The following is a 25014-nucleotide window of genomic DNA, read 5'->3' as shown; positions in this document are numbered from 1 at the left end:
CCGGTCGCCCTATGGTGACGGCGTGACTGTTCGGGTGATCGTGCTCAACGGCGGTTCGAGTTCGGGCAAGTCCGGGATCGTTCGGTGCCTGCAAGATGTCCTGCCCGGCCCGTGGCTGGCCTTCGGCGTCGACTCGTTCGTCGACGGGCTGCCCGCGAGACTGCGGGGCTCGGACGGCGGGATCACGTTCGCGGCGGACGGCGGCGTGCGTGTGGGCGCGGAGTTCCGGGCCCTGGACGCGGCCTGGACCGAGGGCATCGCCGCCATGGCCCGCGCGGGCGCCGGGATCATCGTCGACGACGTCTTCCTCGGCGGTCCGGCGTCCCGGCAGCGGTGGGAGAAGGCCCTGTCGGGGCTCGCCGTGCTGTGGGTCGGCGTCCGGTGCGACAGCGACGTCGCCGCGGCGCGCGAGATCGCCCGGGGCGACCGGGTGCGCGGCATGGCCGCGTCACAGGCCCGGATCGTGCACGAGGGTCTGCGCTACGACGTCGAGGTGGACACGACACACACCGAGTCCCTGGACTGCGCACGCGCCATCGCCACCCACCTGACACGCTCGCCCTCGCCCGGCGGTGAGCCCGGCGGGTGAGCCGGGCGGCGGGCCCGGCGGGTGAGCCGGGCGGCGGGCCCGGCGGCGGGCCGGGAGCTGATCCGGTCAGCCGTGGTTCACCCGATGTGCAGGCGGATCGTCCCGTCTGCCGCGGCCTCCACGCGCACCGCCGTCAAGTCCTCCACCACGACGTCCGGCTCGTGGAACGCGGCCCGGGGCCCGACTCCGACGACTGTCATCCCGGCGGCGCGCCCCGCCGCGATCCCCGCGCCGGAGTCCTCGAACACCACACACCGCGCGGGATCCACCCCGAGCTCGGCGGCGCCCTTGAGGAAGCCCTCGGGGTCGGGCTTGCTCGCCCCGACGGACTCGGCGGTCACCCGGACCTCGGGCGAGTCCAGACCGGCCGCGGCCATCCGCGCCGTCGACAGCGGCACGTCCGCGGAGGTCACCAGCGCGTGCGGCAGCCCCCGCAGCGAGGCCAGGAACTCCGGCGCGCCGGGGATCGCCACGACACCGTCCGTGTCGGCCGTCTCCTCGGCGAGCATGCGCGCGTTGTCGGCGTGGTTCTGCTCCATCGGCCGGTCGGGCAGCAGCAGCGCCATGGAGGCGTAGCCCTGCCGGCCGTGGACGACCTTCATGACCTCGTCCCCGTCGAGTCCGTGGCGCTCGGCCCAGCGCCGCCAGACGCGTTCGACCGAGGCGTCGGAGTTGACGAGGGTGCCGTCCATGTCCAGCAGGAGGGCGCGGGCGGTGAGCACGGCGGTGGCCGTCATCGGCAGCTCCAAGGCTCGGGGCGCGTTCCAGCGCGGGAGAGGGCGGACGACGGATCGCGACCGTCACGCCCCGGGAGGGACAAGGCGGCCCCGCCCGCCGGTCAGGGAAAACGGGCGGAGGCCACTTTGTTCCCCCACGGTACAAAACAAGACCGCCCTCGCGCCAGGGGCCCCCGCGAACGTTCACCCACGGTTTGCCTCGCCGGGCTCAGCCGGTCACGGCCTCCCAGAGGCTCCAGATCCCGAGCCCCAGCATCACCAGCGCCGCGATCTGGGTGATCAGCCGCAGCGGCACCTTCTTCATCAGGGCCTTTCCGCCGACGATGCCGAGCCCGGCCACGGCCCACAGCGCGAGCACCGCGCCCAGGCCGACGGAGAGCGGGTCGTCGTAGCGGGCGGCCAGGTTCGCGGTCATGATCTGCGTGAGATCACCGAACTCGGCGACGAGGATGAGCATGAAACCGGCGCCCGAGACCTTCCAGAACGACTGGTTCTCCGGCTTGCGGACCTCTTCCTCGTCCTCGCCCTTCTTCAGCAGCAGCACCGCGGCACCGCCCAGGAAGAGCACGCCCGTGAGGGCCTGCACGATCTGCTGCGGCAGCAGCGTCAGCACGCTGCCGGCCGCGACGGCGAGCGCCACGTGCAGGGCGAACGCGGCGGCGACCCCGGCGAAGACGTAGGAGGCGCGGTAGCGGGTGCCGAGGACGAGGCCGGCGAGGGCGGTCTTGTCCGGCAGTTCTGCGAGGAAGACGACGCCGAAGACGACGGCCGTCACGGTCAGGCTGATCAAGGGTTCCTCAATCGGTCGGGGCCGCCCCACCGAGAGTGCTGCGCCTTCGCACACGACACCTCGGCACGGCAGCACACTCGGCGCCCGCGCCTGAGGGCACGGGCGTGCACTGCTTTGCCGAAGGTCTCGCTGGTAGGCCCCTGGAAGAACCAGGAACCGGCCTCCGGGCGCCGGCTCAGACGAGCTGAGCAGTATGTCGACGGTCCGGCGAAGAGCTACTCCCCTTCTGCGCCGTCCATGGTACGCGACGCCCCCGGCGTGAGAACTTTCCGCCGAACCCTTGTCATGTCATGAACGCGTCACTAACTTCTCACCGGGCGCACACCTGTGCGCAACACGGCACCGCGAGCATTCCCCTCGCTCGCAAGCCAACACCCCCCTCTCCTCCTGGAGTTCGCATGCCCAGGTTCTACGCGCGTCGACGGCTCAGCCTGGCCGCGGCCGCCACCGCGCTCATATCGGCCGCCACCCTGTTCAACGCCCCCACGGCCTCCGCCGCCCTGCCCACCCCCGTGAGCGGCGCCACCGCACGGTCCTACCTCGCCACGCTCACCGTGGCGGCCGAGAACCGCACCGGCTACAACCGCGACCTCTTCCCGCACTGGATCACCCAGTCCGGCACCTGCAACACCCGTGAGGTCGTCCTCAAGCGCGACGGCACCAACGTCCAGCAGGACTCCTCCTGCGCCGCGACCAGCGGCAGCTGGTACTCCCCCTACGACGGCGCCACCTGGACCGCCGCCTCCGACCTCGACATCGACCACCTGGTCCCGCTGGCCGAGGCCTGGGACTCGGGCGCCGGCTCCTGGACGACCTCCCGCCGCCAGTCGTTCGCCAACGACCTCACCCGCCCCCAGCTGATCGCGGTCACCGACAACGTCAACCAGGCCAAGGGCGACCAGGACCCGGCCACCTGGATGCCCTCCCGGACGGCGTACCGCTGCACCTACGTCCGCGCCTGGGTGCAGGTGAAGTACTACTACGGCCTCTCGGTCGACCCGGCCGAGAAGTCCGCGCTGACGAACCACCTCGCGAGCTGCTGACACGCTGATACGTGCCGGGACCTCCCCGCCGACCTCCGTCGTTCCGTACCGTACGGGGCGACGGAGAGGGGAACGACATGAGCGCACTGCGCCTCGGACCGCTGCTGAGGTACACCGACGGCTCGTCCGCGACCGTGTGGGTCGAGACGAGTCGTCCGTGCTCCGCCGAGGTGCGCTGCGCCGACGGCGCCGGCGGCACCGCCCGCAGCTTCCAGATCGCGGGCCACCACTACGCGCTGGTCCCGGTGACCGGCCTCACCGCCGGTACGACCACCACGTACGAGGTGTTCCTCGACGGCGCCCGGGTGTGGCCGCTGCCCGGCTCCCCCTTCCCGCCCTCGGCCATCCACGCGCCGGCTCCGGACGCCGACCTCCGCGTCGCCTTCGGCTCCTGCCGCTGGGCCTCTCCCCCGGCCGGCGGGGACGACCCCGTCGGCCCGGACGCCCTGGACGGCCTCGCCACCCGTCTCGCGGCCGACCCGGAGGGCGCGCGACCGCACGTCCTGCTGCTGCTCGGCGACCAGGTGTACGCCGACGAGACCTCCGACGCCACGCAACGCTGGCTGGCGGGCCGCCGCGACCTGAAGGAGGAGCCGGGCAGCGGGGTCGCGGACTACGAGGAGTACACGCACCTTTACTACGAATCCTGGCTCGACCCGCGCATCCGCTGGCTGCTGTCCACCGTGCCCAGCTTCATGATCTTCGACGACCACGACGTCATCGACGACTGGAACACCTCCGCCGCCTGGCTCGCCGACATGCGCTCCACCGGCTGGTGGCAGGAGCGGCTGTTGAGCGGCCTGATGTCGTACTGGGTCCACCAGCACCTCGGGAACCTCTCCCTGGAGGAGCTCGCGGCCGACCCGGTGTACGCGGCGGTCCGCGAGGTCGCCGACGGCACCGGCGTGCTGCGCGCCTTCGCGGCCCGGGCCGACGCCGACGCGGCCACGGTCCGCTGGAGCTACCGGCGTGACTTCGGGCGCGTCCGCCTGGTGATGGTCGACAGCCGGGCCGCCCGGGTCCTCGCCGAGGACGAGCGCGCGATGCTCGACCCGGGCGAGGAGGCATGGCTGCGCGAGCAGGTGCGGGACACCCCGGAGGCCTACGACCACCTCCTCATCGGCACCTCGCTGCCCTGGCTGCTGCCGCATCTGGTGCATGACGCCGAGGGGTGGAACGCGGCGCTGTGCGGCGGTGAACGGGGCGCGCGCTGGGCGCGGTTCGGGGAGAAGGTGCGGCGCGCCGCCGACCTGGAGCACTGGTCGGCGTTCCCGGACTCCTTCGCAGGGCTGGCGGAGCTGATCGCCGAGGCCGGTTCGGGGCGGGACGCGCCGGCGACGGTGTGCGTGCTGTCCGGGGACGTGCACCACGCCTACATCGCGGAGCCCTCGTGGTCGGGCCCGGACCCGGACGCCCGGGTGGTGCAGCTCGTCTGCTCCCCGGTCCACAACTCGGTCCCCCTGTCGATGCGGCTGGCGTTCCGCATCGGCTGGAGTTCGATGGCGCGGGGCATCGGCCGCGGCCTGGCCCGGCACGGCCGTCTGCCGAAGCCGCCGGTCCGCTGGCGCAAGACCGGCGGCCCCTGGTTCGGCAACCAGCTCATGACGCTGACCATGCGCGGACGTTCGGCCCGGCTGCGTCTGGAGCAGGCCGAGGCCCGGCGGGGAACGGGTCCCGGCCTGACGACGGTCCTGGACCGCGAACTCGCCCCGTGATTCCGTCCGTTGCACCCGATCCCCGCCGCTGTGCTCCGTGACGGCCGGTGATGCCGGTGGGGCGTCTCTTCGCGCCCGCGTCGGCTGATGATTCGTCAAGAAGTTGGACACACAGGGCAGTTGCGCATGCGGAGTGCCGACAGAAGGCGTGCGCTCGGTGGGCGCCGCCGGAGCCCGGCCAGGGGTGAATTCGGTCACGCTTTCGGACGGGGATACGGCGGTGAAAGCGCTTCCACGTGCGACTGAAGCGGAAAACACGCGGCCGTCGAGGGCAAAGCAGTGGCCAAATGTTGAACTTGCAAGCATCAATTAGGCGCACCTAACGTGGGTTACTCCGCGGTATCCGTCCCCGACCGGCCTCCCCAGGGCCGGCCAACCGAAGGAGAGACCCCCCACATGACCGCTCGCCTCAACGGCGCCCAGCCGTACGCGCTCGGACTGTTCCGGATCGTCATCGGCCTGCTCTTCGCCTGCCACGGCGCCGTCGCGCTCTTCGGCGTGCTCGGCGGCGTGGACGGCAAGGGCGGCACCGCCGCGACCGGCGCCTGGCCGAACTGGTACGCGGCCGTCATCGAGCTCGTCGGCGGCATCCTGGTGCTGCTGGGTCTCGGCACCCGCGTCGCGGCGTTCATCTCCTCCGGCGCGATGGCCTACGCCTACTTCAAGGTCCACCAGCCCGAGGGCCTGTGGCCGATCGAGAACAACGGCGAGGGCGCGGCCATGTACTGCTGGGCCATGTTCCTGCTGATCTTCACCGGCTCCGGCGCGTTCGGCGTGGACCGGCTGCTGGCCAAGCGCACCTCGGCGCAGGAGCGGCACACCACCGGCCAGACCCCGGTGGCGGCCTGAGCCACCCGGCCGGACACACCGACGGCGGCGCCTTCCCCACGGGGGAGGCTCCGTTCCCGTCCGTGGCGGCATGAAGTGTCCGTAGCGGCGTGAGGGGACGGGAGCGGCGTGAGGCGCCTGAGCGGCGTGAGGGGTCTGGAGCGGCGTGAAGCGCCTGTAACGGCACGAAGGGGAGCACCATGGGGCGAGTCGCGACGAGGTGAACACTCCGCACCGAACGTATGAGCCCCCCGTGAACCGCCCGTCACCTCCCAGGGCGTACGCTCTATGGCTGTCATGGCCACTCCTGCCGCTCCCCCCGCGCCATCGCGGCACGGTCTGGCCCACGGGGGATACACGGGGAGTCGCGGTGCTGGAGCAAGTGGGGCTGCTGGTCGGCAGCCCATGGATCTACGCGGCGGTGTCCCTGTCCGTCCTGCTCGACGTGTTCCTGCCCGTGCTGCCCAGCGGCGTACTGGTGATCACGGCGGCCACGGCGGCGGCAGCGGGCACCGCGACCGATGTGCCCGACATCCTCGTCCTGACCCTCTGCGCGGCCACCGCCTCCGTCCTGGGCGACCTGGCGGCCTACCGCCTCGCCTGGCGCGGCGGCGCCCGGCTGGACCGGGCGATCTCCCGTTCCCGCCGTCTGACCGCCGCGCAGGAAAGCCTCGGAGCGGCCCTGGCACGCGGTGGAGGGGCCCTGGTCGTCCTCGCCCGCTTCGCCCCCGCCGGCCGCTCGGTGGTCTCCCTCGGCGCGGGCGCCGCCCGCCGCCGCGCCCGCGACTTCCTGCCCTGGTCGGCCCTGGCCGGTCTCACCTGGGCCACGTACAGCGTCGCCCTCGGCTACTTCGGCGCGCACTGGCTGGGCGCGACCTGGCTGGCGACGGCGGTGTCCGTGGGGGCACTGTTCGGCGCCGGGGCGGGAGCGGCGTACGTGATGCGGCGCGAGCCGCGGACGTCGTAGCCCGACCCCTCCGACCCACCACCACGACCACTCCGAGACCGGGAAGCGGCTGAGACCTTGACCACCACAGCGCCGCGAGAAGCCTCGCGAACCCGACGGATCCTGCTCGCCGCGCGACGGAGCCCCCGGGCGACGCTGTGGATCACGGCGGGCGTGATCACTCTCGGGTTCCTCGTCGCGCTCCAGATCGTCGCGCACCGCCTCGGCGTGCCGGGGCCGATCACCGCGCAGGCCCGTGAGGTGATCCACGCCCCCAAGTCCGGGTTCCTGCTGTACGCCAGCCTGGCGCTGACGATGGTGGTGCTCACCTGGCGGCAACGGCTCATCGCCCTGGGTGCCGCCATCGGCATCGACGTCGTCTTCCTGCTGGCGCGCTGGGCGACCGGCACCTACCCCGACGACGGGCACCCGTTCGGCAACGGCGCGCTGTGGGTGATCCTGGGCTGTGCGGTGGTCGCCCTCACCCGCCGCACCGGTCCGGAACGCATTCTGATGCTCAAGGGCGTGGGGCTCGGTCTGCTGCTGGTGACCGGCCGCAAGACCGGTGACACCTGGCTGCTGATCACGTCGAAGACCCGCCCGGTCACGCTCGACCCGTACGTCGCCATGGCCGATCACGCGCTGGGCAACCCGTCCTGGCTGGCGGGCCGGCTGCTCAGGGCGAGCGGCCCGGTCGGCGAGCACGCCCTCGACTACGTCTACGCCCAGCTCGCGGTGGCCGCGGTCTGCGTGGCGCTGTACCAGCTGCGCAACGTGGCGGCCGAACAGCGCTTCCCGCGCCACCACCTGGTGCGCACCTTCCTGCTGATCGGCCTGCTCGGACCGGCCTTCTACATGATCTACCCCGTGGTCGGGCCGATGTTCGCCTACGGCCCCGAGGGCGGGCATTGGGCGGCGGCGAACCTCTGGCCGGACACCCTGCCGCCGATCACCACCCCGTACGACCTGCCGTTCGACGAGATCACCCCGCGCAACTGCATGCCCAGCCTGCACACGGCGTGGGCCACCACGATCTTCATCCACTCCCGCAAGGGGCCGCGCGCACTGCGCCTGGCCGGCACCTTCTGGCTGATCGCCACCCTCGCCGCGACCCTGGGCTTCGGCTGGCACTACGGCGTGGACCTGATCGCGGGCGTGGTGTTCGCGTACACCGTCGAGGCGGGACTGCGCACGTACGACCGCGGCTGGGACCGCGCCGGGACACAGCTGATCGCCTACGGGACGATCGTCTTCGTGGCGCTGCTGGCCTCCTACCGCTTCCTGCCGCTGGAGATGGCCGCCCGTCCGTGGCTGTACGGCCCCCTCCTGCTGCTGGCGATGGCCTCGGTCGTCTACGCCTACCGGCGGACCACCGGGCTGTGGGAGGCGAAGGCCGCGCCCGCGCCGCAGCCGGAACCGCAGCCCGAACCGGCGGTCTGAGCCCCGAGCCCGGCCTGGAAGGGCTTCAGCCGGCCTTGCGGGCCGCTGCCCCGCGGACCTCCAGCCCGTCCAGCAACTCGGCCGTGGCCTGCGCGACGGCCTCCACGGCGCGGTCGAACACCTCCTGGTTGTGGGCGGCGGGGGCGCGGAATCCCGAGACCTTCCGCACGTACTGCAAGGCGGCAGCGCGCACGTCCTCCTCGGTGGCCTCTTCGGGCAGGGCGGGCGGACGCAGCGTCTTGATACTCCGGCACATGCCCCCAGTCTCACCCGTGCGGCCCCCGTACGACAGCGGTTCCTGCCATGATCGCTGCGAGGCGGCCACCGTCCCGGGGCCGACCGACGAGAGGAACACCTCGTGACGAACACACTCAGCGTGGCCGTCCTGGGCCCCGGCGGTGTGGGCGGCCTGCTCGCCGCGCTGCTCGCCCGCGCCGGCCACCGCGTGATCTGCCTGTCCGGCGAACGGACCGCCGAAGCCCTGCGCACCGACGGCATCCAGGTCCGCAGCGCCCTCTTCGGCGACTTCACGGCACGCGTCGAGGCCGGCACCGCCCTCCGGGAACCGGTCGACGCCTGCCTGATCACCGTCAAGCACACCGCCCTCGACGCCGCCCTGGCGCGGATCCCCGCCGCTGTGGCGGCCGACGGCCTGCTCGTGCCGTTCCTCAACGGTGTCGAACACCCGGCGGCCCTGCGCGCCCGCTACCGGTCCGACCGCGTGGCCCCGGCCGTCATCCGCGTCGAGTCGACCCGCCTCGCGCCGGGCGTCATCGACCACGGCAGCCCCTTCGCGGAGATCGACCTGACCGGCAGCGGCGTGCCCCGCCCGCGCCTCGACGCCCTGGCCGAGGCCTTCGCCGCGGCCGGTCCGGCCACGCGCGTGCTGGAGGACGAGATGGCGGCCCTGTGGGCGAAGATGTCGTTCCTGGCACCCTTCGCCCTGCTGACCACCCGCTACCGCCTGCCTCTCGGTGACGTCCGCACCCGTCACCGCGACGAGCTGGCGGCCCTGGTCGAGGAGACCGCCGCGATCAGCCGCGCGTGCGGCGGACCGGCCGACCCGGCGCAGGCGCTGGCCCGCTACGACACCTTCCCGCCGTCGGCGAAGTCCTCGATGCAGCGTGACGCCGAGGCCGGCCGGCCCCTCGAACTGGACGCCATCGGCGGCGCGTTGCTGCGGGCGGCCGAGCGGCACGGGGTTGCGGCTCCGACGGTGGCGCGGGTGGTGAGCGCGCTACGCCCGTTCGCATGAACCACAGGAAGGAACTCGCCTGCTAAATTCGAACAGGCGTATCATTGGGTCGTGGCTACGACCTATGACTTTCCGAGTGACCTCCTGGCCGGTCAGGAGGAACTCCATCAGGTCCGGGCCGAGCTCTCGGCCCTGCTGAAGCGGCTTCCCTGGTCGGTGGAGCCGCTGGACGGGTTCAGTGACGACAACGGCTGGCGCAAGGTGGAACGCCCGGCCTCCCCCGGCTGGAGCTCCGACGAACAGGCCGAGGTGGAAAAGCTCCGGCGGCGCGAGCACGAACTCGCGGTGTTCGTCAGCACCCACCGCTACTGGTCCGAGCTCACCGGCCCCGAGCGGGTGGCGGCCCGCTCGGAGCTGAAGCACGCGCACGTGGTTCCGCCGCGGGGCAGCGGCGGAACCACGTGACGCCTCAGCCTCGGATCAGCTCTTGTCCCGGCTTGCGCCGTCGCCGAGGAGACTGTTCATCTCGCGGATCTCGGCGCTCTGGCCGGTGATGATGTCACCGGCCATGGCCTTGGCGGGGGCGTAGCGGCCCTCGGCCCGCTCGGTGCGGGCCATCTGCACGGCGCCCTCGTGGTGCTCGACCATCAGGGTCAGGAACTGGACGTCGAACGCCTTGCCCGTCAGCCGCTCCAGCGCGGCCATGTCCTGCTCACCCATCATGCCGGGCATGCCGGAGTGTCCCGGGCCGGAGTGGTCCATGCCGCCTCCCTTGGACGCGGGGACGTCCTCGCCCCAGGTCTTCAGCCAGCCGGTCATGGTCCGGATCTCCGGGTCCTGCGCCTTCTCGATGCGTCCGGCGAGGTCCTTGACCCTCCCGGACGATGCCCGGTCGCCGGCCAGCCGGGCCATCTCCAGGGCCTGCCTGTGGTGCGGGATCATGCCCTGCGCGAAGGTGACGTCCTGGGCGTTGTGGGCGCCGGTGGGGCTGTGGCTCGCGGCGTCGCCGTGGTGGGCACCCGCGGCCGCACGGTCGGCGCCGTCACCGCCGCAGGCGACGAGGACGACGGCCGAGGCACCCACGGCCACCACCAGGGCGGCGCGGCGCGCCAGGGTACGCATGCTGCTGCTCATGTGTGAACTCCTGCTTCTGCACTGTTGCGAGGAACGTCGATCTCGGACACGAGGCACCACGACGCGACCGGTCGGTGCCGGCCGGCGTGGCGCTTGGTGTCTAGATCCGCAGAAGTTGGAGTTCGGCGAGGGTAGGCGGGGCGCGGGCACCCTCCGTATCCGCGACCGCGTTCGCCCGTACGGCGGTCTCCCGCGCACCCCAGGGCACCGGGTCGGCGACCGGCGGGAAGAGCACCGGCCCACCGTTCACGGCCCCCGAGGCACAGGTCGCGTCCGCGTGCTGCGCGTGCCCGTCGCCGTGGTCTCCGCAGGGCATGACATGGGCCCGGTGCGGGTGGGCTGCGTCCGACTGCCGCGCGGGCGGGTGGGCCCGGAGGGCGTCGGACTGCCACGCGGACGGGTGACCCCGGAGGGCGTCTGCTTGCGGCACGGGCGGGTGGGCCCGGAGGGCGTCCGCGTGCCGCGCGTGCGCCTGCCGGGGCAGGGCGCCACCGGGAGCCAGCCCGTGCATGCCCAGCAGCCCCGCCAACAGCCCCAGCACACACAGCACGTGCCAACGCCGCACGACGGGTCGCGGGCGGCGCTGCTCGGGGCTGTTCACGCGACCATCGTAGAGCCCGGCCCGGGAGAGGACTCCCCGGCCGCCGCCGAGGAGGAATCCGGCCCGGAGCCGGTCGCGCCGCTCGCCGCGCGTTCCCGGACGTCGGCGGGAGCCGCGGCGATGACGTCGTCGAGGGCGGCGCGGGAGGTCTGCAGATCGGTGATGGCCCGGGTGATCCGCTCGCGTTCCCTGGTCAGGTCGGCGAGGAGGTCGGAGCAGGTCGGCACCAGGCGTTCGCCCTCGTCACGCAGGCAGGGCAGGATCGTCGCGATGGTGGCGGTGTTCAGGCCGGCGGCGAGCAGGCTGCGGATGCGGCGCACGGTGTCCACGTCCGCCTCGCTGTATTCGCGGTAGCCGCTGGGCCGCCGCTCCGGCCGGAGCAGGTGCTGTTCTTCGTAGTAGCGCAGCAGCCGTTCGGGTACACCGGTCCTGCGGGACAGCTCACCGATCCGCACGTCATCCTCCTGCTGGAAGTCCCGGGCGGGCGACGCCGCTTGACTCTCACACCGATGTGAGACTCTAGCTTCCCCGGCATGAACAAGAGTTACGCCTCGCTCGCGGCGTTGTGCGCGAGCGTCTTCGTTGTCGGTACGTCGGAGTACCTGGTCGCGGGCATGCTGCCCGAGGTCGGCGCGGATCTTCGGGTATCGCAAGGCACCGCGGGGCAGGCGGTCACCGCCTACGCCCTCGGCGTGGTGATCGGCGGGCCCGTGGTGACCATGCTGACCGCGCGGCTGCCCCGCAAGCCCCTGGCACTCGGGCTGATGCTGCTCTTCGCCGTGGGCAGCGCGCTCAGCGCCCTGGCCTCCTCGTTCGCGATGCTGCTGGCCGGGCGGGTGGTGTCCTCCCTCAGCCATGCCGCGTTCCTGGCGTTGGCGCTGGTGATGGCCACCAGCGTGGTGCCCGAGCACCGGACCGGCTCGGCGATCGCCACGGTGGCCTCCGGGTTCACCGTCGCCACCTTGCTCGGGGTGCCGCTGGGCTCGCTGCTGGGACACGCGGCCGGCTGGCGGGCCCCGTTCGCGGTCCTGACCGTGCTGACCCTGGCCGCCGTCGCGCTGCTGGCGCTGGTGCTGCCCCGGCAGCAGGGGTCGTCGGCCGGCCTGCGCGAAGAGCTGCGCGTGGTGAGCCGCAAGCCGGTGCTGCTGGCCATCGCCACCACCGCGGTCGGCTTCTCCGGCGTCGCCGTCGTCTTCACCTACATCGCACCGCTGCTCATCCGCGTCGCCGGCTTCTCCCCGGCCGCCGTCTCCGCTCTCCTGTTCGCCTACGGCGCCGGCAGCTTCCTGGGCAACCTGGCCGCCGGCAAGCTGACCGACAGGTCCGTCTCCGCCACCGTGCGCGGGGTGTTCGGCGGCCTGACCGGTGTGCTGGTGGTCATGCCGTTCGCCGCGGTCTGGCAGCCCACCGCCGTCCTCGCCGTCCTGGTCCTGGGCTTGCTGGCCACCGCCACCATCGCCCCGCTCCAGGGCCTGATCCTGCGCCATGCCGGCTCTGCTCCGATGCTGGCCGTCGCGGCCAACGTCGGTGCCTTCAACCTCGGCGCCGCCGCCGGTTCCGCCCTCGGCGGGGCCATCGTCGCCGCCGGCGCGCTGCGCTGGACCGGCCTGGCAGGGGCCGTACTCAGCCTCGGCGGCCTGGCCCTGACCTACCTGGTCCTGCCCCGGACCGGCACCGCGCGGCACACCGGCAACGGCCCGGTGGCCACGGCTGTCTGACGAACCCACCCTTGCGAAAGGCCCCTTCGACCATGCGCGCTGTCCAGATCGACCGTCACGGCGGTCCCGACGTCCTGGTCCTCCGCGAAGTCGCCGCACCCGAACCCGCCGCCGGTGAGGTCCTCATCCGCACCGCGGCCAGCAGCCTCAACCCCGTGGACTGGAAGACCCGCGCCTGGCAGGTCGGTCCGCCCCTGCCGGCCACGCTCGGCTGGGACATCTCCGGCCGGGTCGTCGCGAGCAACGACCCGGCCCACGAGGTGGGCGCCCACGTCATCGCCATGTCCGCCCAGATCGCCACCGGCCGCGGCACCTGGGCGGAGCTGGTCGCCCTGCCCGGCCACCTGCTCGCACCCGCACCGGCCACCGTGCCGTTGGCGGACGCGGCAGCCCTTCCGCTGGCCGGGACGACCGCCCTGCAAGCCCTGCGGGCCACGGAGTTGAGCGCCGGGGAGCGCATTCTGGTCGTCGGCGCCGCCGGGGCGGTCGGCGGCCTGGCCGTCCAGCTCGCCCGCTCGGCCGGCGCCCATGTCGATGCCCTGGTCTCCCGGCCCGACCATGAGCCGGCCGCGGTGGAGCTCGGCGCGGAGCGGGCCTGGCACCGCCCGCGGGACGTGCCCCGCGGCCGGTATGCGGCCGTCCTCGACACCGCCGGCGCGGACGTGGCCGCGGCCCTCGCCCCCGGAGGGCGTTTCGTCTCCATCGCCGACCACCCGCTGCCCGACGTGCCGGGCGCCCGCAAGAGCTACGTCCAGGAGAACGCCACCGACCTGGCCCACCTCACCCGGCTCGTCGACACCGGCCGGCTGCGGCTGCGGATCGCCGGCCGTTTCCCGCTCGACGCCATCCGTACGGCCCACGAGCACGTCGAAGCCGGCGGCCTGCTCGGCAAGGTCCTCCTCACCTTCTGAGGTACATCGCGCACTGCGCCGACGGACCCGGACCCGGCCGCGTCCATCCGGAAGCGGCCGGGGACGCGGCATCCCTTGCCGCTCGTGACCGGGGCGACAAACGCGGAGAGGCCCCCCAGGAACGTCCCAGGAGGCCTCTGACCTGCTACTCGTACTGTGGGCGCGGACGGTTTCGAACCGCCGACATCCTGCTTGTAAGGCAGGCGCTCTACCCCTGAGCTACGCACCCGGCTCCCGGACGACACGCCCAGGACGAGTCGACAGCCTACATGGCCGGGGGCACGGTCGGGCAAACCCGTGGCGCGGGAACGCGGCGCCCGTACCTGGGGATAACCCCACCCCTGATCCGGGAGCGGCCCGGATCCCCCGGCGGGCCCGGGGTGCCTACGGTCGTAGAGCGCCCCAGAGCGCCCGTCGTCCGTCCAGGGGGAGATCGTCATGGCCAGCACCGCACCGCGCGGCACCGCACCGCGCACCACCGGCACCACACGCACCGTCTCCGTCCGCGCCGCCGCCCTCACCGGTGCCGCCGTGGTGCTCGTCGCCGGTCTCAGCGCCTGCGGGGCGTCGGCCGCGGACGACACCGACCCCGACCACCGCTCCTTCGCCCTCAAGGGCCGCACGCTCACCGTCGACTCCGACGACTCCGCCCTGGAGATCGTCGCCGCCCCGAAGAACCCCTCCGGCAGGATCGGCGTCACCCGCTGGTTCGAGGGGTCGGTCGCCGTCGGCGACGACCCCGAGGTCACCTGGGACATGCGGGGCGACCGCCTGGTGCTGCGGATGAAGTGCTCCGGCATCGTCGCGGACTGCTCGGCCAAGCACCGCATCGAGGTGCCCCGCGGCATCACCGTCAAGGTTGAGGTCGCGGACGGCAGTGTGCGGGCCCGCGGCTTCCACGACCCCCTGAACATCCGCACCGGCGACGGCTCCGTCCGCGTCACGGACACCACCGGCCCCGTCGAGCTGCGCACCGGCGACGGGTCGATCCGGGTCAGCGATGCCACCGGTCCTTTGCGGCTGCGCACCGGCGACGGTTCCATCCGGGCCGACGTCTCCTCCCGCGACGTCCGCACCCACACCGGCGACGGCTCGGTCCGCCTCGACCTCGGCGTCGTGCCGGACCGCGTGGAGTCCCGCAGCGGCGACGGGTCCGTGACCATCGCGGTGCCCCGGGCCGCCTACCGCGTGACCACCCGGACCGGCGACGGCGGTGTCGATGTGTCGGTGCCGCGCGACGATGCCAGCTCCCACGTGGTGTCCGCCCACACCGGTGACGGCAAAGTGACGGTGCGAACGGCGAACTGACCGGCCCGTGTGTTCGTCCTTCACCGGTGGGAGAATGACACCGGGCAGGGTGGACCACAGCACGGGAGAGGGATGTGACGGCGATACCAACGCAGCCGTACTCGCCGTCGGAGCCGCGCGCCCCTCGTCCGCGCCGCCGCGGCCCCCGCGCCCGCGGAGCGCTCCAGGACACCCTCGCCCTCGGCGCACTGCCGCTGCTGGCCGCGCTGGTGCTGCCCGCCGCCTTCGCGGGCGGGGGCACCCGGCGCTGGTTCGGCGGGAGGGCCGAGAACCAGCGGGCCGAGGCGCAGGCCGCGAAGGACGCCGCCGCGGCCGCCTTCTACGAGCTGGACACCGCCCAGCGCGACCTGCGCATCTCGATCGAGACGATCACCGCGGTCGACGACTCCCCCGCCGCCCGGCGCGCGGTCGCCGACTTCGACGCCCTCGGCCGGCGCATCGACGAGGCCAGTCACCGCTACATCGAGGCCGTCGACGCCCACGACCTCGACCGCGACGACCTGGAGGCCTCCGTCGCCTCCCGTGCCCGCGGCGAGCTGACCGCCGCCAAGGAGGAGCTGGACCGGGTCAAGCAGGAGCTCGACCGTTTCACCGACGGCCTCGGTCCCCTCCTCGGCAAGGCCGAGACGCAGCTGGCCCGTCTCGCCCCCGCGGTCGAACGCGCCCGCCAGGCGCTGCTCGCCGCCTCCAACGCCCTCGACGCCGTCCGCGCGTCGGGGCTGAAGGCGGACGACCTGGCCGCGCGGCTCGCCGCCCTGTCGCCTGAGCTCACCAAGCTGAACCAGGGCGCCGGGCAGCACGGCGTGCCGCAGACCCTGGAGCGGGCCGAGCGGGTCACCCGCGAGGCCGAGGCGGTGCGGGTGGAGGCCGAGCGGCTGCCGGACCGCGCCGCCGAGATCGACCACCGGCTCGTCTCCCTGCGCACCCGCGCCCAGGCCCTCACCACCCGCTCCGAACAGGTCGAACCGACCCTGAGCGAACTGCGCCGCCGCTTCACCGCTGCCTGCTGGCAGGACCTCCAGCACGTCCCCGACGCCGCCGCCGAGAACGTCCGGCAGGCCGAGACCCGGCTGGCCGAGGCCCGCGCCGCCCGAGCGGAGCAGCGCTGGGCCGACGCGACGGCCCTGCTGTCGACCGTGCGGGCCCTGCTGAACAGCACCGACGAGGCCGTCTCGGCGGCCGGCGACCGGCTGCACCGGCTGAACGCCGTGCAGAAGGACCCGCAGCAGGAGATCGACCGCACGCGTTTCGCCATCCGCGACGCCCAGCGCCTGGCCATGGCGGGCCGCAACACCCCCGACCCGCGCCACGCCCGCCCCCTGGACGACGCCGTGTCCCGCCTGGACCGCGCCGTCGCCACCCTGGAGGGCCGCCACCCCGACTACTGGCACTTCCTCACGGAGACGGAAGCGGTCCGCCGGGCCGTGGCCCGCGTGGTCGGCGAGATCCGCGAGGAGCGAGGGGCCGGACACTGAGCCCGGCCCCCGCCCGTGCTCAGGTGCGGTAGGCGTAGTAGTACGCGTTCGGATACGACGCGACGAGGCTCGCCACCGACCTGCGCAGGGTGTTGTTGGAGTGGTAGGTCACGTACGGCACACCGCCGCTCTTGTACGTGACGATCATCGTGTGGTCCTTGGACCCGTCCCGGTCGAAGTCCATCTGGAGGACGTCACCGACCTCGAGCTGGAAGACGTTGGCGAGCGGCTGGGTGCGCTTGGAGTTCTGGGCGAACCAGGACCACTCGTTGACGCCGACGAAGGAGTCCGACTGGATGTCGGCGTTGCCGAACCACTTGGTGTAGTCGTACACGTAGCCGGGGGCGTGCTTCCAGCCGCCCGCCTTCAGCGACTGGCTGACGAAGTTGGTGCAGTCGCCGCCCGCGCCGTGCCCGTTGAAGTCCGGGTAGTCCTTGTTGTAGACGTTCCAGTACTTCTCGGCATAGGCCGACATGGCCTTGTAGTCGTACGTCGTGCCGGTCTTCGGGGCGGGGGCCGGGTTGCGGGTGGTCGCCGCGCGCGGGGCGTCCGGCGTGGTGTTGTCGGCGGCGGTGGTCGCCTTGACGGGGGCCGGCTTGGAGAGCGTGTTCACCGCGAGACCGCCCTGGTCGGTGTCGCGGATGCCGGTGAGCCGCCAGTCGCCCTGCCGGTCGGCCTTGAAGGTCAGCTCGTGCCGGGCCTGGAATCCGGTGGTCTTCGGGGCGTTCCCACGGGCTCCGGCGTAGGTGAGGGTCGTGGTCTCGGTGACCTCCGCCTTGGCCGTGCGGCCCGTCACCCGCGTCGCGTCCAGCGTGACGGTGGTGCTGGCCTTGCCGTACGTCTCGCCGGCCTTCGCCAGCTTCTGCCGTCGCTGCCCCAGCTCGGACAGGGTGGCGTCCTCGGTGCGGGCCGTGCCGGAGGACAGGGCGACATCGCCGGAGAAGCCGTCGGTCAGCGGCTTGTCGGCGCCGGCCCGTCCGCCGTCGACCAGGGCGTTGGTGCGGTCGGTGAAGACGGCGTCCGCCAGCCGCTGGAAGGTGGCCTTGGTCCGCGCGTCCACCGTCGGGTCGTCGACGACGGCCGCGCCCGCGCTCCAGTTGGGCAGCAGGGCGACTCCGGCGACGACCGAGGCAGCCGCGGCCCCGACTATCGTGACGCGGCGGCGCGTTCCGCTCAATTTCCGTGATTTCACTGGTGTTTCCCCTCTTGCCCCGGCCAAAGGGTTGCCGGGGTACGAGATCTTCGCATGGAGTGTGTGGCTGCTGTGAAGGGTGCTGCGGCCATTACTTTGACGTGATCACTTCACGACCGTCGACCAGTCGGGCGACTGCGCCGGGTCCAGGCCGCGCAACCGTTGCAGGGTCGCGGGCTTCTGCACGTCGAGCCAGTCGGCCAGTTCCCGGAAGGACACGCACTTGACGCCCTTCTTGGTGCACATGTCCTTGACGACCCGGTCGACGGCCCGCATGTAGATGCCGCCGTTCCAGTCCTCGAAGTGGTTGCCGATGAACAGCGGAGCCCGGCTGCCGTAGTACACGCGGTTGAAGCCGGACATGTAGGAGGCGACGGTCTGCTCTTCCCACTCGGGGTAGTTCGCCGGGTCGCCCTCGGTCTCACCGTCGGACTGGTTGTAGAGGAAGTTGAAGTCCATCGAGAGGCCCTGGTACTTGCCGCCCTCGTAGGGGAGCATCTGCAACGGGAAGTCCCAGATGCCGTTCTTCTTGGCGGGCCATATCTGGAAGTCGCCCGCGGAGCTGGCGTCGTAGCGCCACTTGTAGTCCTTCGCGGCCGTCAACAGGTTCTTCTGCCCCTCCAGGCAGGGCGCGCGGCCGCCGGTGACCTCTTTCCTGATGTCGAACGGCAGCGGGGCGACGTCCTGGAAGCCCGTGTTGGTCTTCCATTTCTCGGTGAAGGCGTAGAACTGGTCGATCTCGCTCTTCCACTCCGCGACGCTCCAGTCACCGCCGCCCTTCTTGCCGCAGAAGTGGCCGTTGAAGTGGGTGCCGATCTCGTTCCCGTCCCGCCAGGCCTTGCCGAGCTGCTCCAGCGTGGTGCGGATGTGCTCGTCGGTGGCGAAACTGATCGCCGCCGAACCCCTGGCGTGCTGAGGCGGGGTGTAGAGGTCCTTCTTGCTCTTGGGCAGGAGGTAGATGCCCGTGAGGAAGAAGGTCATGTGGGCGTCGTACTCCTCGGCCAGTTCCCGGTAGTGCGAGAAGAGCCCGTCGTCGCCCTGCAGTGCGCCGTCCCAGGAGAAGACCACGAACTGGGGCGGTTTCTCGCCCGGTTTGAGCGGCACCGGCTTCAACTGCCCGCGTGGCGGGCCGGTGTAGGAGGTGGAGCCGTCCCCGAGGACCTTCGTCCTGCCGTCCCACCGGGGCTCCTGGTCCGGCTTCGCGGAGGCCTTCTTGTGAGCCCCCGGGGAGGCGGTCGGGGTGGTGGTCTGCGAACGGGTCAGCATCACGTAGCCGGCCACCAGGGACGCGACGACGAGGAGGGCCGCCAGGGCCAGCACCCCCGGCGGCACGGCGCGGCGGGGTGCGCGGGGTCGGCGGCGGCGGCCGGACGGCGAGTTCATGCGCGGCTCATTCTGCGAGGGGGGAGGTGGCGGTGGTGGGGGGACGGCGCGGGGCCGGGCTCGGGGATCAGCCGATACCGCGGGCCCCGGACCAGATGCGGTAGGGGACGCTGTCGCCGGGAGAGCCCGCGATCCCGTCCAACGGCAGGGGTTCGAGGCTCTTGGTGAGGTCGATGCGATAGGCCACCACGGCCGTCGACACGGAGTTCGCCGTGCCGACGTACCAGGCGGCGGTGTCGTTCTGCGTGGTGCCGGCCTTCCCGGCCACCGCGGTGGTCGTGACCGCCCCCGGGCGGGCGGTGCGGAAGGCGTCCGTGAGGGCGGACTGGACGGCCTCGGCCACGCTCGCCCTCACCGCACGGCGGGTCGCGGGCTTCGTCAGCGCGACCTCGGAGCCATTGCGGGTGATGCGGGCCACCGAGTACGGCTCGACGTGCTTGCCGGCGGCGGCGAACGTGGCGTATCCGCTCGCCATGCGGATCGCGCTGGGGGTGGCACTGCCCAGGGACATCGCGGGCACCTGCGGGCCGAAGCTGGAGGAGAGCAGGCCCGCCCGCTGGGCGGTGTCACGCACCCTGTCCAGGCCGGTGTCCATGCCGAGCTGCATGAACGGCGTGTTCACCGACAGGGCGAGCGCCCGGCCCAGACCGATCCGCCCGTAGGACTTCCCGCCGTCGTTGCGGGAGGTGACCTGCTTGCCGGCACGGTCCCAGTAGGGGCCCTCGGGCGTCCGCACGGCGATGCCGTCGTCCCCGTCGTAGAGCGTCTGCGGGGTGACCTCGGTCGCGGCGCCGTCACGGGTCCGGTGCACGCCGTGTTCCAGGGCCGCGGCGTAGACGAACGGCAGGAAGGCCGAACCGGCGGGCACGGTGGTCGCGTTCGACTCGTTATAGCCCTGTTCGCGGTGGTCGGGGCCGCCGTGGACAGCGAGGATGCGTCCGTCGGCGGCCACCGAGGAGGCGCCGAAGTGCAGGGCCTTCGCCTTGGCCGGATCGTCCTTGCGCGCCCGTTTGCGGGCCTTGTCCACGGCGTCGGTGAGGGCGGTCTCCTGCTTGCGGTCGAAGGTCGTGTAGATCTGGTAGCCGCCCAGGTCGAACTCCCTGGCCGTCAGGTGCGCCGCCTTCTTGCCGTACTGGGCGGCCAGTTCCACGAGGTAGTCGCTCTGCTTGCCGGTGTCGTAACCGGGCGACCGCTTCAGCGGCTCGGGGAACTCCTTGTACCGGGCGCGCTCGGACTTCGACAGCGCGCCGGTGTCGACCATGCGGTCGAGGATCCAGGACCAGCGCTCCACCGCCCGGGCGTGGTTGGCCTGGCTCAGGGACGGGTCGTAGAGCCCGGCGCCCTTGAGGAGGGAGGCGAGGAAAGCGGCCTCGCCGGCGTCGAGTTCGCCGACGTCCTTGCCGTAGTAGGCCTGGGCGGCGCGCTGGATGCCGTAGGTGCCGCGGCCGAACCAGCTCGTGTTGAGGTAGCCCTCGAGGATGTCGTCCTTGCTCATCTCGTTGTCGAGCTTGAGGGCGAGCATCGCCTCGGTGAACTTGCGGCCGACGGACCGGTCCTGGTTGAGGTAGACGTTCTTGACGTACTGCTGGGTGATGGTGGAGCCGCCCTGGGTGTCGCCCTCGCCGACGGTGCGCCACAGGGCGCGGGTGAGGCCGCTGAAGGATATGCCGGGGTCGCTGTAGAAGCTCGCGTTCTCCGCCGCCAGCACCGCGCCGCGGACGTCCTCGGGTATGTCCTTCAGCGGCATCGCCTGCCGCCGCACCCAGCCGGTGCGGGCCATGGGCGTCCCGTCGGACCAGAAGTAGACGTTGTCCTGCTGGGTGGCGTAGGAGTTGAGGTTGTCCGGGATGTCGGTGGCGGCGTAGGCGGAACCCAGCAGGACGACGCTCATGCCGGTGAACGTCAGTACGGCACCGAGCCATTGCCGCCAGGAGGGCGCCCAGCGACGCCAGCCGGTGCGGTCGGGGTGCGGGTAACGGGGCCGCAGGCGGCGGGCTTTGGAGGCGACGCGCGCGGCGAGTCGCGCGGGCCCCGGGGCCGCGGCGGACAGCCGGGACAGGGGGGAGGGCCGGGGGGCCCTGCGCCGACGGCGCGACCGGCCGGGACCGCTTTCGTCCGCGGCCGTGCCGGAGGACGCGTTCGCCTTGTCGGTCGCGGCCGCCTCGACGATGCGCAACATCACGGTCTCGTCCGCCTTCATGGCATCGGGGACCTTCAACTGCATGGTCTCGTCCGATTCCCGCCCAGCCTTGGACACGGCTGTCTCCCTCCCGCTCACCATGGTGCTCGCGCGGAAGGACATGACTGCCGTGGTCGACGGCAGCGCGCCCTTTCGTTCCCCCGCCTTCACGGCTTCTCGCGACGTTCGAAAGTTACCAGCGGCCTTTACAGGTCCTCCACACCGGTACGGCGACAGTGATCAAAGCGATTCCGGAAGGACATCACTTCCGTTCGGCGCGGATTAACCTGTCCCCATGCCTCGCTACGAGTACCGCTGCCGGACCTGCGGCGACACGTTCGAACTCAGCCGTCCCATGGCCGAGTCCTCCGACCCCGCGGCCTGCCCCTCGGGCCACGACGACACGGTGAAGCTCCTCTCCACGGTCGCGGTCGGCGGCTCCGCCTCCGCCCCGGCACCGGCGCCCCGCGCGGGCGGCGGCGGTGGGGGCGGCTGCTGCGGAGGCGGCTGCTGCGGCTGACGCGGCTGCCGGGTTTCCTCAGGAACCCTTCAGCTTCGGTTTCCTAGCGTGGTGGCATGACAGCCATCGCAGCGGACGCCGGGCCGCAGTGGGTCAACGACCTGATGGACGCGCTGGGCGCGCCGGGCGCCGGGCTCGCCATCGCCCTGGAGAACCTGTTCCCGCCGCTGCCCAGCGAGGTGATCCTGCCGCTGGCCGGGTTCGCCGCGAGCAGCGGCCGGATGGGTCTGCTCGCCGTCCTGCTGTGGACGACGGCCGGATCGGTCGTCGGCGCGCTCGCGCTCTACGGTGTCGGCGCGCTGCTCGGCCGTGACCGCACGGTGGCGATCGCGGCCCGGCTGCCGCTGGTGAAGGTCTCGGACATCGAGAAGACCGAGGCGTGGTTCCTGAGGCACGGCACCAAGGCCGTGTTCTTCGGCCGGATGATCCCGATCTTCCGCAGCCTGATCTCCGTGCCGGCCGGCGTCGAGCGCATGCGCCTGCCGGTGTTCCTGGGGCTGACCACCCTGGGCAGCGCGATCTGGAACACGGCGTTCGTGCTCGCGGGCTACTTCCTCGGCGCGAACTGGCACACCGTGTCCGACATCGTCTCCGCCTACTCGAAGGTGGTCCTGGCCGTGGCGGCGGTGGCGGTGGCGGTGTTCATCGGAGTACGTCTGCTACGACGTCCTGAAGGGGCGCGGGGAACTGCGCGACAAGCCACTACGCCGCCGCACCCGCACGACGACCACCCCACCCGAACGCTCAGGCGCCCCTCACCGCCCCCAGGAACTCCCTCAGGATCCGCTCCCCGGCCAGAACGCCCCGCTCGGGAAGCGCCCTGATCGCGGGGGCCGTGAAGCCCGCGTCGGCCAGTTCCCCGTGCCCCGGCCGCCAGCCCCGGTCCGCCGCGAGCAGCAGATCGGCGTCGAGCAGGGAGTCTCCGGCGGCAAGGGTGAGGTCGGCCCCGGTCCGCCGCGCGACCTCCCGCATCGCCGCGCTCTTGGTGAGCGGCTTGGGAACGGCGTAGATCTTGCGGCCCTGGAGGGACACGGTCCAGCCGCGGTTCTCCGCCCACACCGCGAGTTCCTTCACCCAGTCCTCGTCGAGCAGTTCGCGCTCGACGACGAGGTAGGCGAACAGGTCGTCGGCGACGCGGTGCTTGCGCACCCACACCGGGTCCGCCGCCCTCAGCAGGTGCTCCTGCACCTCGGCCAGGGGCGCGCACTCGTCGGCCAGCCGGGCCGTCACCCGTGCGTGCCAGTCGGGGTCGGAGACGCCGTCCACCAGGAGGTGGCCGCCGTTGGCGCAGATCGCGTACGTGGGCTCGGGTCCGGGCAGGTTGATGCGCTGGTACTGCTTGCGCGTCCGGGTCGTCGTCGGCACGAACACGGCCGCGTCGCCGAGGTCGGTCAGGAGCCCGGCCGCGGTCTCCGTCATGTACGACAGCGGCTTGCTCTCGTGCACCTCCACGCACAGCAGCCGGGGCGCCCGGGCGTCCGGCATGGTCAGGGCCAGGGCCGCCGAGGAGTAGATCAGCGTCCGGTCGAGGTCGCTGGCGACGATCACGCGCGTCACAGGGCCACCGCCTTGCCGTCGGCGCCGGTCGCGCCCCGGGTGTACTTGGGGTGGATCAGGCCGACGCAGGTGTAGGGCAGGGCGTCGACCTCCTCGACGGGCACGCCGCGCTGCCCTGCGAGCAGGCGGACGTGGTCGAGGTCGCTGCCCGCCCCGGCCCGCGCCAGGACCTTCCAGGGCACGCGGCGCAGCATCACCCGGGTCGTCTCGCCGACCCCGGGCTTGACGAGGTTGACGTCGTGGATGCCGTACTCCTCGCTGATGCGCTCCACGGCGGCCCAGCCCTCCCAGGTGGGCGAGCGGTCGGCCGCGAGCAGTTCCTTGGCCTGGGCGCAGGCCGCCTCCGTGACCTCGGGGAAGCGGGCGGAGACGGCGTCCAGGAAGGCGACCGAGACGTCGGTCGCGGCGAGGTCGCGGTAGAACTTCGCGCCGTGGAAGTCGTCCGGGCCGACCAGGTCGGCGCGCAGCACGGTCCGTGAGATCAGCCCGGAGACGGTGGAGTTGAGGCAGGCCGAGGGGATGAGGAAGTCCTCGCGGGTGCCGTAGGTGCGCACACAGGAGCCCGGGTCGGCCAGGACGGCGATCTCGGGGCTGAAGCCGCTGACGCCGTCGGACTTCTCGAACTCCTCCAGGGCCTGGGCGAGTTCGCGGGTGATGGCGCCCTTGCCGGTCCAGCCGTCGACGAAGACGACGTCCCGGGGGTCGTGGTGCCGGGCGAGCCAGCGCAGCGCGTTGGCGTCGATGCCCCGGCCGCGGACGATCGACACGGCGTAGTGCGGCAGGTCGAGGCCGTGGCGGTACCGGGCCCAGCGGCGCATGAGGATGCCGACGGGCGTGCCGGCGCGGGCCAGCGAGACCAGGACCGGCCGCGGCGACCGCTCGGCGAGGACCGTCTCGGTGACCACGCCGACCGCCTGGGCGATCCGGGCCGACGAGGTCTTCAGGGCGGCGTGGAACAGCTCCTGGTACTGCTCGCTCGGCTGGTACTCCACGGGCAGCGACTCGGCGTAGTGGGCGCCGCCGCTCTGGATGGCCTCCTCGCGCTCCTCGGTCGGCGCCTCCAGCGTCACGTCCGAGAGATCCTGGAGCAGCCAGCCGACCTCCTCGGGCGCGTACGAGGAGAAGGCGGGGCCGCGGAGGGGCTCGGGCAGCATGGAGGGCCTTTCGGGGGCAGGCGGGGCCTCGGGGGCGTACGACGGTATGACGGCGAGGAGGACCCGCGGCGTGTGCGCGGCGAGGCGGGCCAGCAGACCGTCGGGCGCGTGCAGCGCGGGGGTGTCACCGGCCGAGTCGACCACCGCGACGACGGCGTCGAAGCCGGCGCCGGCGACGTTGTAGACGTACCGCTCGCCGGGGCCGTCGGCGGGGTCGTCGTGGGCGGGGAAGGCGAGGCGGGTGCGTATCGCGTAGCCGGGGTCGTCGACGGCGAGGACGGGTGAGCGGGTGGTGGTGGAGAAGCGGACCTCGACGCCGGTGGTCCGCTCCAGCTCCCGGGCCAGCCTCAGTGGCGCGTACATCAGCTCCTCGAAGCCGAGGATGTGCACGCGGCGGGCGTGGGGAGGCAGTGCCTCGGCGATCCGGGCCGCCATCGCGGGCAGGGCGGCTTCCAGCCGGGCGCGGTGGGCGGGGGTGAAGCCGTGCCGTCCCCCGTCGGGGAGGTCGGCGGGCCAGTGCAGGTCTATGCGCTTGTATTCCGGGTGCGGGCCGGTGGGGGCTGTTCGCGCAGTTCCCCGCGCCCCTTTCAGGGGCGCGG

Annotated in this window: 25 protein-coding genes and 1 tRNA gene; 14 read left to right on the top strand and 12 right to left on the bottom strand. The window is 72.5% G+C overall.

Annotated elements, in window-relative coordinates:
- Window positions 1-22 precede the first annotated feature (22 nt).
- Window positions 23-589 (top strand): chloramphenicol phosphotransferase CPT, encoded by a 567-nt coding sequence (gene cpt / locus AB0I06_RS22905; RefSeq protein ID WP_363120694.1) that lies wholly within the window; start codon window positions 23-25, stop codon window positions 587-589.
- Between the two features lie 77 nt (window positions 590-666).
- On the opposite strand, the gene AB0I06_RS22900 is transcribed toward cpt, so the two are convergent.
- On the bottom strand, window positions 667-1326 hold the full coding sequence (locus AB0I06_RS22900) for an HAD-IA family hydrolase (RefSeq protein WP_363120693.1): 660 nt from the start codon (window positions 1324-1326) through the stop codon (window positions 667-669).
- A gap of 208 nt (window positions 1327-1534) precedes the next feature.
- Window positions 1535-2116, bottom strand: coding sequence for a TMEM165/GDT1 family protein (locus AB0I06_RS22895; protein ID WP_363120692.1), 582 nt, complete (start codon window positions 2114-2116; stop codon window positions 1535-1537).
- A 398-nt stretch (window positions 2117-2514) separates the two neighbouring features.
- Here AB0I06_RS22895 and AB0I06_RS22890 point away from each other — a divergent pair, with 398 nt between their 5' ends.
- The 5 genes from AB0I06_RS22890 to AB0I06_RS22870 all read left to right on the top strand — a co-directional run bounded on the left by AB0I06_RS22890 (window position 2515) and on the right by AB0I06_RS22870 (window position 8088).
- Window positions 2515-3159, top strand: a complete 645-nt coding sequence (locus AB0I06_RS22890; RefSeq protein WP_363120691.1) for an HNH endonuclease family protein — start codon at window positions 2515-2517, stop codon at window positions 3157-3159.
- Between the two features lie 77 nt (window positions 3160-3236).
- The gene (locus AB0I06_RS22885) at window positions 3237-4874 is read left to right on the top strand and encodes an alkaline phosphatase D family protein (RefSeq protein WP_363120690.1); all 1638 of its coding nucleotides are present in this window, start codon (window positions 3237-3239) and stop codon (window positions 4872-4874) included.
- A gap of 396 nt (window positions 4875-5270) precedes the next feature.
- Window positions 5271-5723, top strand: a complete 453-nt coding sequence (locus AB0I06_RS22880) for a DoxX family protein (RefSeq protein WP_363120689.1) — start codon at window positions 5271-5273, stop codon at window positions 5721-5723.
- A 349-nt stretch (window positions 5724-6072) separates the two neighbouring features.
- Window positions 6073-6669, top strand: a complete 597-nt coding sequence (locus tag AB0I06_RS22875) for a VTT domain-containing protein (RefSeq protein WP_363120688.1) — start codon at window positions 6073-6075, stop codon at window positions 6667-6669.
- Between the two features lie 135 nt (window positions 6670-6804).
- Window positions 6805-8088: a phosphatase PAP2 family protein gene (locus AB0I06_RS22870; RefSeq protein WP_363120871.1), complete on the top strand. Its 1284-nt coding sequence runs from the start codon at window positions 6805-6807 to the stop codon at window positions 8086-8088.
- Window positions 8089-8113: 25 nt separating this feature from the next.
- On the opposite strand, the gene AB0I06_RS22865 is transcribed toward AB0I06_RS22870, so the two are convergent.
- A complete protein-coding gene (locus tag AB0I06_RS22865; protein ID WP_363120687.1) occupies window positions 8114-8344 on the bottom strand; it encodes a DUF2277 domain-containing protein in 231 nt (76 codons plus the stop codon).
- Window positions 8345-8446: 102 nt separating this feature from the next.
- Between AB0I06_RS22865 and AB0I06_RS22860 the strand changes: the two genes are divergently transcribed.
- Together AB0I06_RS22860 and AB0I06_RS22855 are read left to right on the top strand one after the other, a co-directional pair.
- Window positions 8447-9343, top strand: a complete 897-nt coding sequence (locus tag AB0I06_RS22860; RefSeq protein ID WP_363120686.1) for a 2-dehydropantoate 2-reductase — start codon at window positions 8447-8449, stop codon at window positions 9341-9343.
- A gap of 51 nt (window positions 9344-9394) precedes the next feature.
- Window positions 9395-9748, top strand: coding sequence for a hypothetical protein (locus tag AB0I06_RS22855; protein WP_363120685.1), 354 nt, complete (start codon window positions 9395-9397; stop codon window positions 9746-9748).
- A gap of 15 nt (window positions 9749-9763) precedes the next feature.
- Here the strand turns inward: AB0I06_RS22855 and AB0I06_RS22850 are convergent, their stop codons facing one another.
- The 3 genes from AB0I06_RS22850 to AB0I06_RS22840 all read right to left on the bottom strand — a co-directional run bounded on the left by AB0I06_RS22850 (window position 9764) and on the right by AB0I06_RS22840 (window position 11473).
- A complete protein-coding gene (locus AB0I06_RS22850; RefSeq protein WP_363120684.1) occupies window positions 9764-10417 on the bottom strand; it encodes a DUF305 domain-containing protein in 654 nt (217 codons plus the stop codon).
- 100 nt (window positions 10418-10517) lie between these two features.
- Entirely contained in the window at window positions 10518-11018 is a 501-nt protein-coding gene (locus AB0I06_RS22845; protein WP_363120683.1) for a DUF6153 family protein, read from the bottom strand.
- Window positions 11015-11473: a MerR family transcriptional regulator gene (locus AB0I06_RS22840; RefSeq protein ID WP_363120682.1), complete on the bottom strand. Its 459-nt coding sequence runs from the start codon at window positions 11471-11473 to the stop codon at window positions 11015-11017. The genes AB0I06_RS22845 and AB0I06_RS22840 overlap by 4 nt, the downstream gene beginning before the upstream one ends.
- Window positions 11474-11551: 78 nt before the next feature.
- On the opposite strand from AB0I06_RS22840, the gene AB0I06_RS22835 reads away from it, so the two are divergent.
- Both AB0I06_RS22835 and AB0I06_RS22830 read left to right on the top strand, forming a co-directional pair.
- Complete coding sequence (locus AB0I06_RS22835; RefSeq protein ID WP_363120681.1) at window positions 11552-12736, top strand: MFS transporter; 1185 nt, start codon at window positions 11552-11554, stop codon at window positions 12734-12736.
- Between the two features lie 32 nt (window positions 12737-12768).
- On the top strand, window positions 12769-13647 hold the full coding sequence (locus tag AB0I06_RS22830) for an NADP-dependent oxidoreductase (protein WP_363120680.1): 879 nt from the start codon (window positions 12769-12771) through the stop codon (window positions 13645-13647).
- A gap of 157 nt (window positions 13648-13804) precedes the next feature.
- Here AB0I06_RS22830 and AB0I06_RS22825 read toward each other — a convergent pair.
- A tRNA-Val gene (locus AB0I06_RS22825) sits at window positions 13805-13876 on the bottom strand.
- A gap of 209 nt (window positions 13877-14085) precedes the next feature.
- Here AB0I06_RS22825 and AB0I06_RS22820 point away from each other — a divergent pair.
- On the top strand, window positions 14086-14955 hold the full coding sequence (locus tag AB0I06_RS22820) for a DUF4097 family beta strand repeat-containing protein (protein ID WP_363120679.1): 870 nt from the start codon (window positions 14086-14088) through the stop codon (window positions 14953-14955).
- A gap of 74 nt (window positions 14956-15029) precedes the next feature.
- A complete protein-coding gene (locus tag AB0I06_RS22815; protein ID WP_363120678.1) occupies window positions 15030-16430 on the top strand; it encodes a hypothetical protein in 1401 nt (466 codons plus the stop codon).
- A 19-nt stretch (window positions 16431-16449) separates the two neighbouring features.
- Here AB0I06_RS22815 and AB0I06_RS22810 read toward each other — a convergent pair whose 3' ends face one another.
- From AB0I06_RS22810 to AB0I06_RS22800, 3 genes are all read right to left on the bottom strand, one after another.
- The gene (locus tag AB0I06_RS22810; protein WP_363120677.1) at window positions 16450-17607 is read right to left on the bottom strand and encodes an amidase domain-containing protein; all 1158 of its coding nucleotides are present in this window, start codon (window positions 17605-17607) and stop codon (window positions 16450-16452) included.
- A gap of 120 nt (window positions 17608-17727) precedes the next feature.
- Window positions 17728-19005 carry a hypothetical protein gene (locus tag AB0I06_RS22805; protein WP_363120676.1) on the bottom strand — a complete coding sequence of 426 codons (1278 nt, stop codon included), beginning with the start codon at window positions 19003-19005 and terminating at the stop codon, window positions 17728-17730.
- A gap of 67 nt (window positions 19006-19072) precedes the next feature.
- Entirely contained in the window at window positions 19073-21229 is a 2157-nt protein-coding gene (locus AB0I06_RS22800; RefSeq protein WP_363120870.1) for a transglycosylase domain-containing protein, read from the bottom strand.
- A gap of 250 nt (window positions 21230-21479) precedes the next feature.
- Between AB0I06_RS22800 and AB0I06_RS22795 the strand changes: the two genes are divergently transcribed.
- A complete protein-coding gene (locus AB0I06_RS22795) occupies window positions 21480-21704 on the top strand; it encodes a zinc ribbon domain-containing protein (RefSeq protein ID WP_104780813.1) in 225 nt (74 codons plus the stop codon).
- 56 nt (window positions 21705-21760) lie between these two features.
- A complete protein-coding gene (locus AB0I06_RS22790; RefSeq protein ID WP_363120675.1) occupies window positions 21761-22528 on the top strand; it encodes a DedA family protein in 768 nt (255 codons plus the stop codon).
- On the opposite strand, the gene AB0I06_RS22785 is transcribed toward AB0I06_RS22790, so the two are convergent.
- Both AB0I06_RS22785 and AB0I06_RS22780 read right to left on the bottom strand, forming a co-directional pair.
- Window positions 22449-23261, bottom strand: coding sequence for an HAD family hydrolase (locus AB0I06_RS22785; RefSeq protein ID WP_363120674.1), 813 nt, complete (start codon window positions 23259-23261; stop codon window positions 22449-22451). The genes AB0I06_RS22790 and AB0I06_RS22785 overlap by 80 nt on opposite strands.
- On the bottom strand, window positions 23258-25014 hold a 1757-nt coding region (locus AB0I06_RS22780; RefSeq protein WP_363120673.1), incomplete at its 5' end, for a cysteine protease StiP domain-containing protein. The genes AB0I06_RS22785 and AB0I06_RS22780, both read right to left, overlap by 4 nt.

It is taken from the genome of Streptomyces sp. NPDC050674 (genome assembly GCF_040654575.1).
Lineage (GTDB): Bacteria > Actinomycetota > Actinomycetes > Streptomycetales > Streptomycetaceae > Streptomyces.
This window is presented reverse-complemented; position numbering and strand designations above follow the sequence as displayed.

Coding starts and splice junctions, on each gene's coding strand:
- AB0I06_RS22900 (WP_363120693.1), bottom strand. CDS start 1,326: ATGACGGCCACCGCCGTGCTCACCGCCCGCGCCCTCCTGCTGGACATG.
- AB0I06_RS22890 (WP_363120691.1), top strand. CDS start 2,515: ATGCCCAGGTTCTACGCGCGTCGACGGCTCAGCCTGGCCGCGGCCGCC.
- AB0I06_RS22885 (WP_363120690.1), top strand. CDS start 3,237: ATGAGCGCACTGCGCCTCGGACCGCTGCTGAGGTACACCGACGGCTCG.
- AB0I06_RS22880 (WP_363120689.1), top strand. CDS start 5,271: ATGACCGCTCGCCTCAACGGCGCCCAGCCGTACGCGCTCGGACTGTTC.
- AB0I06_RS22865 (WP_363120687.1), bottom strand. CDS start 8,344: ATGTGCCGGAGTATCAAGACGCTGCGTCCGCCCGCCCTGCCCGAAGAG.
- AB0I06_RS22850 (WP_363120684.1), bottom strand. CDS start 10,417: ATGAGCAGCAGCATGCGTACCCTGGCGCGCCGCGCCGCCCTGGTGGTG.
- AB0I06_RS22835 (WP_363120681.1), top strand. CDS start 11,552: ATGAACAAGAGTTACGCCTCGCTCGCGGCGTTGTGCGCGAGCGTCTTC.
- AB0I06_RS22830 (WP_363120680.1), top strand. CDS start 12,769: ATGCGCGCTGTCCAGATCGACCGTCACGGCGGTCCCGACGTCCTGGTC.
- AB0I06_RS22820 (WP_363120679.1), top strand. CDS start 14,086: ATGGCCAGCACCGCACCGCGCGGCACCGCACCGCGCACCACCGGCACC.
- AB0I06_RS22805 (WP_363120676.1), bottom strand. CDS start 19,005: ATGAACTCGCCGTCCGGCCGCCGCCGCCGACCCCGCGCACCCCGCCGC.
- AB0I06_RS22800 (WP_363120870.1), bottom strand. CDS start 21,229: ATGCAGTTGAAGGTCCCCGATGCCATGAAGGCGGACGAGACCGTGATG.
- AB0I06_RS22795 (WP_104780813.1), top strand. CDS start 21,480: ATGCCTCGCTACGAGTACCGCTGCCGGACCTGCGGCGACACGTTCGAA.
- AB0I06_RS22790 (WP_363120675.1), top strand. CDS start 21,761: ATGACAGCCATCGCAGCGGACGCCGGGCCGCAGTGGGTCAACGACCTG.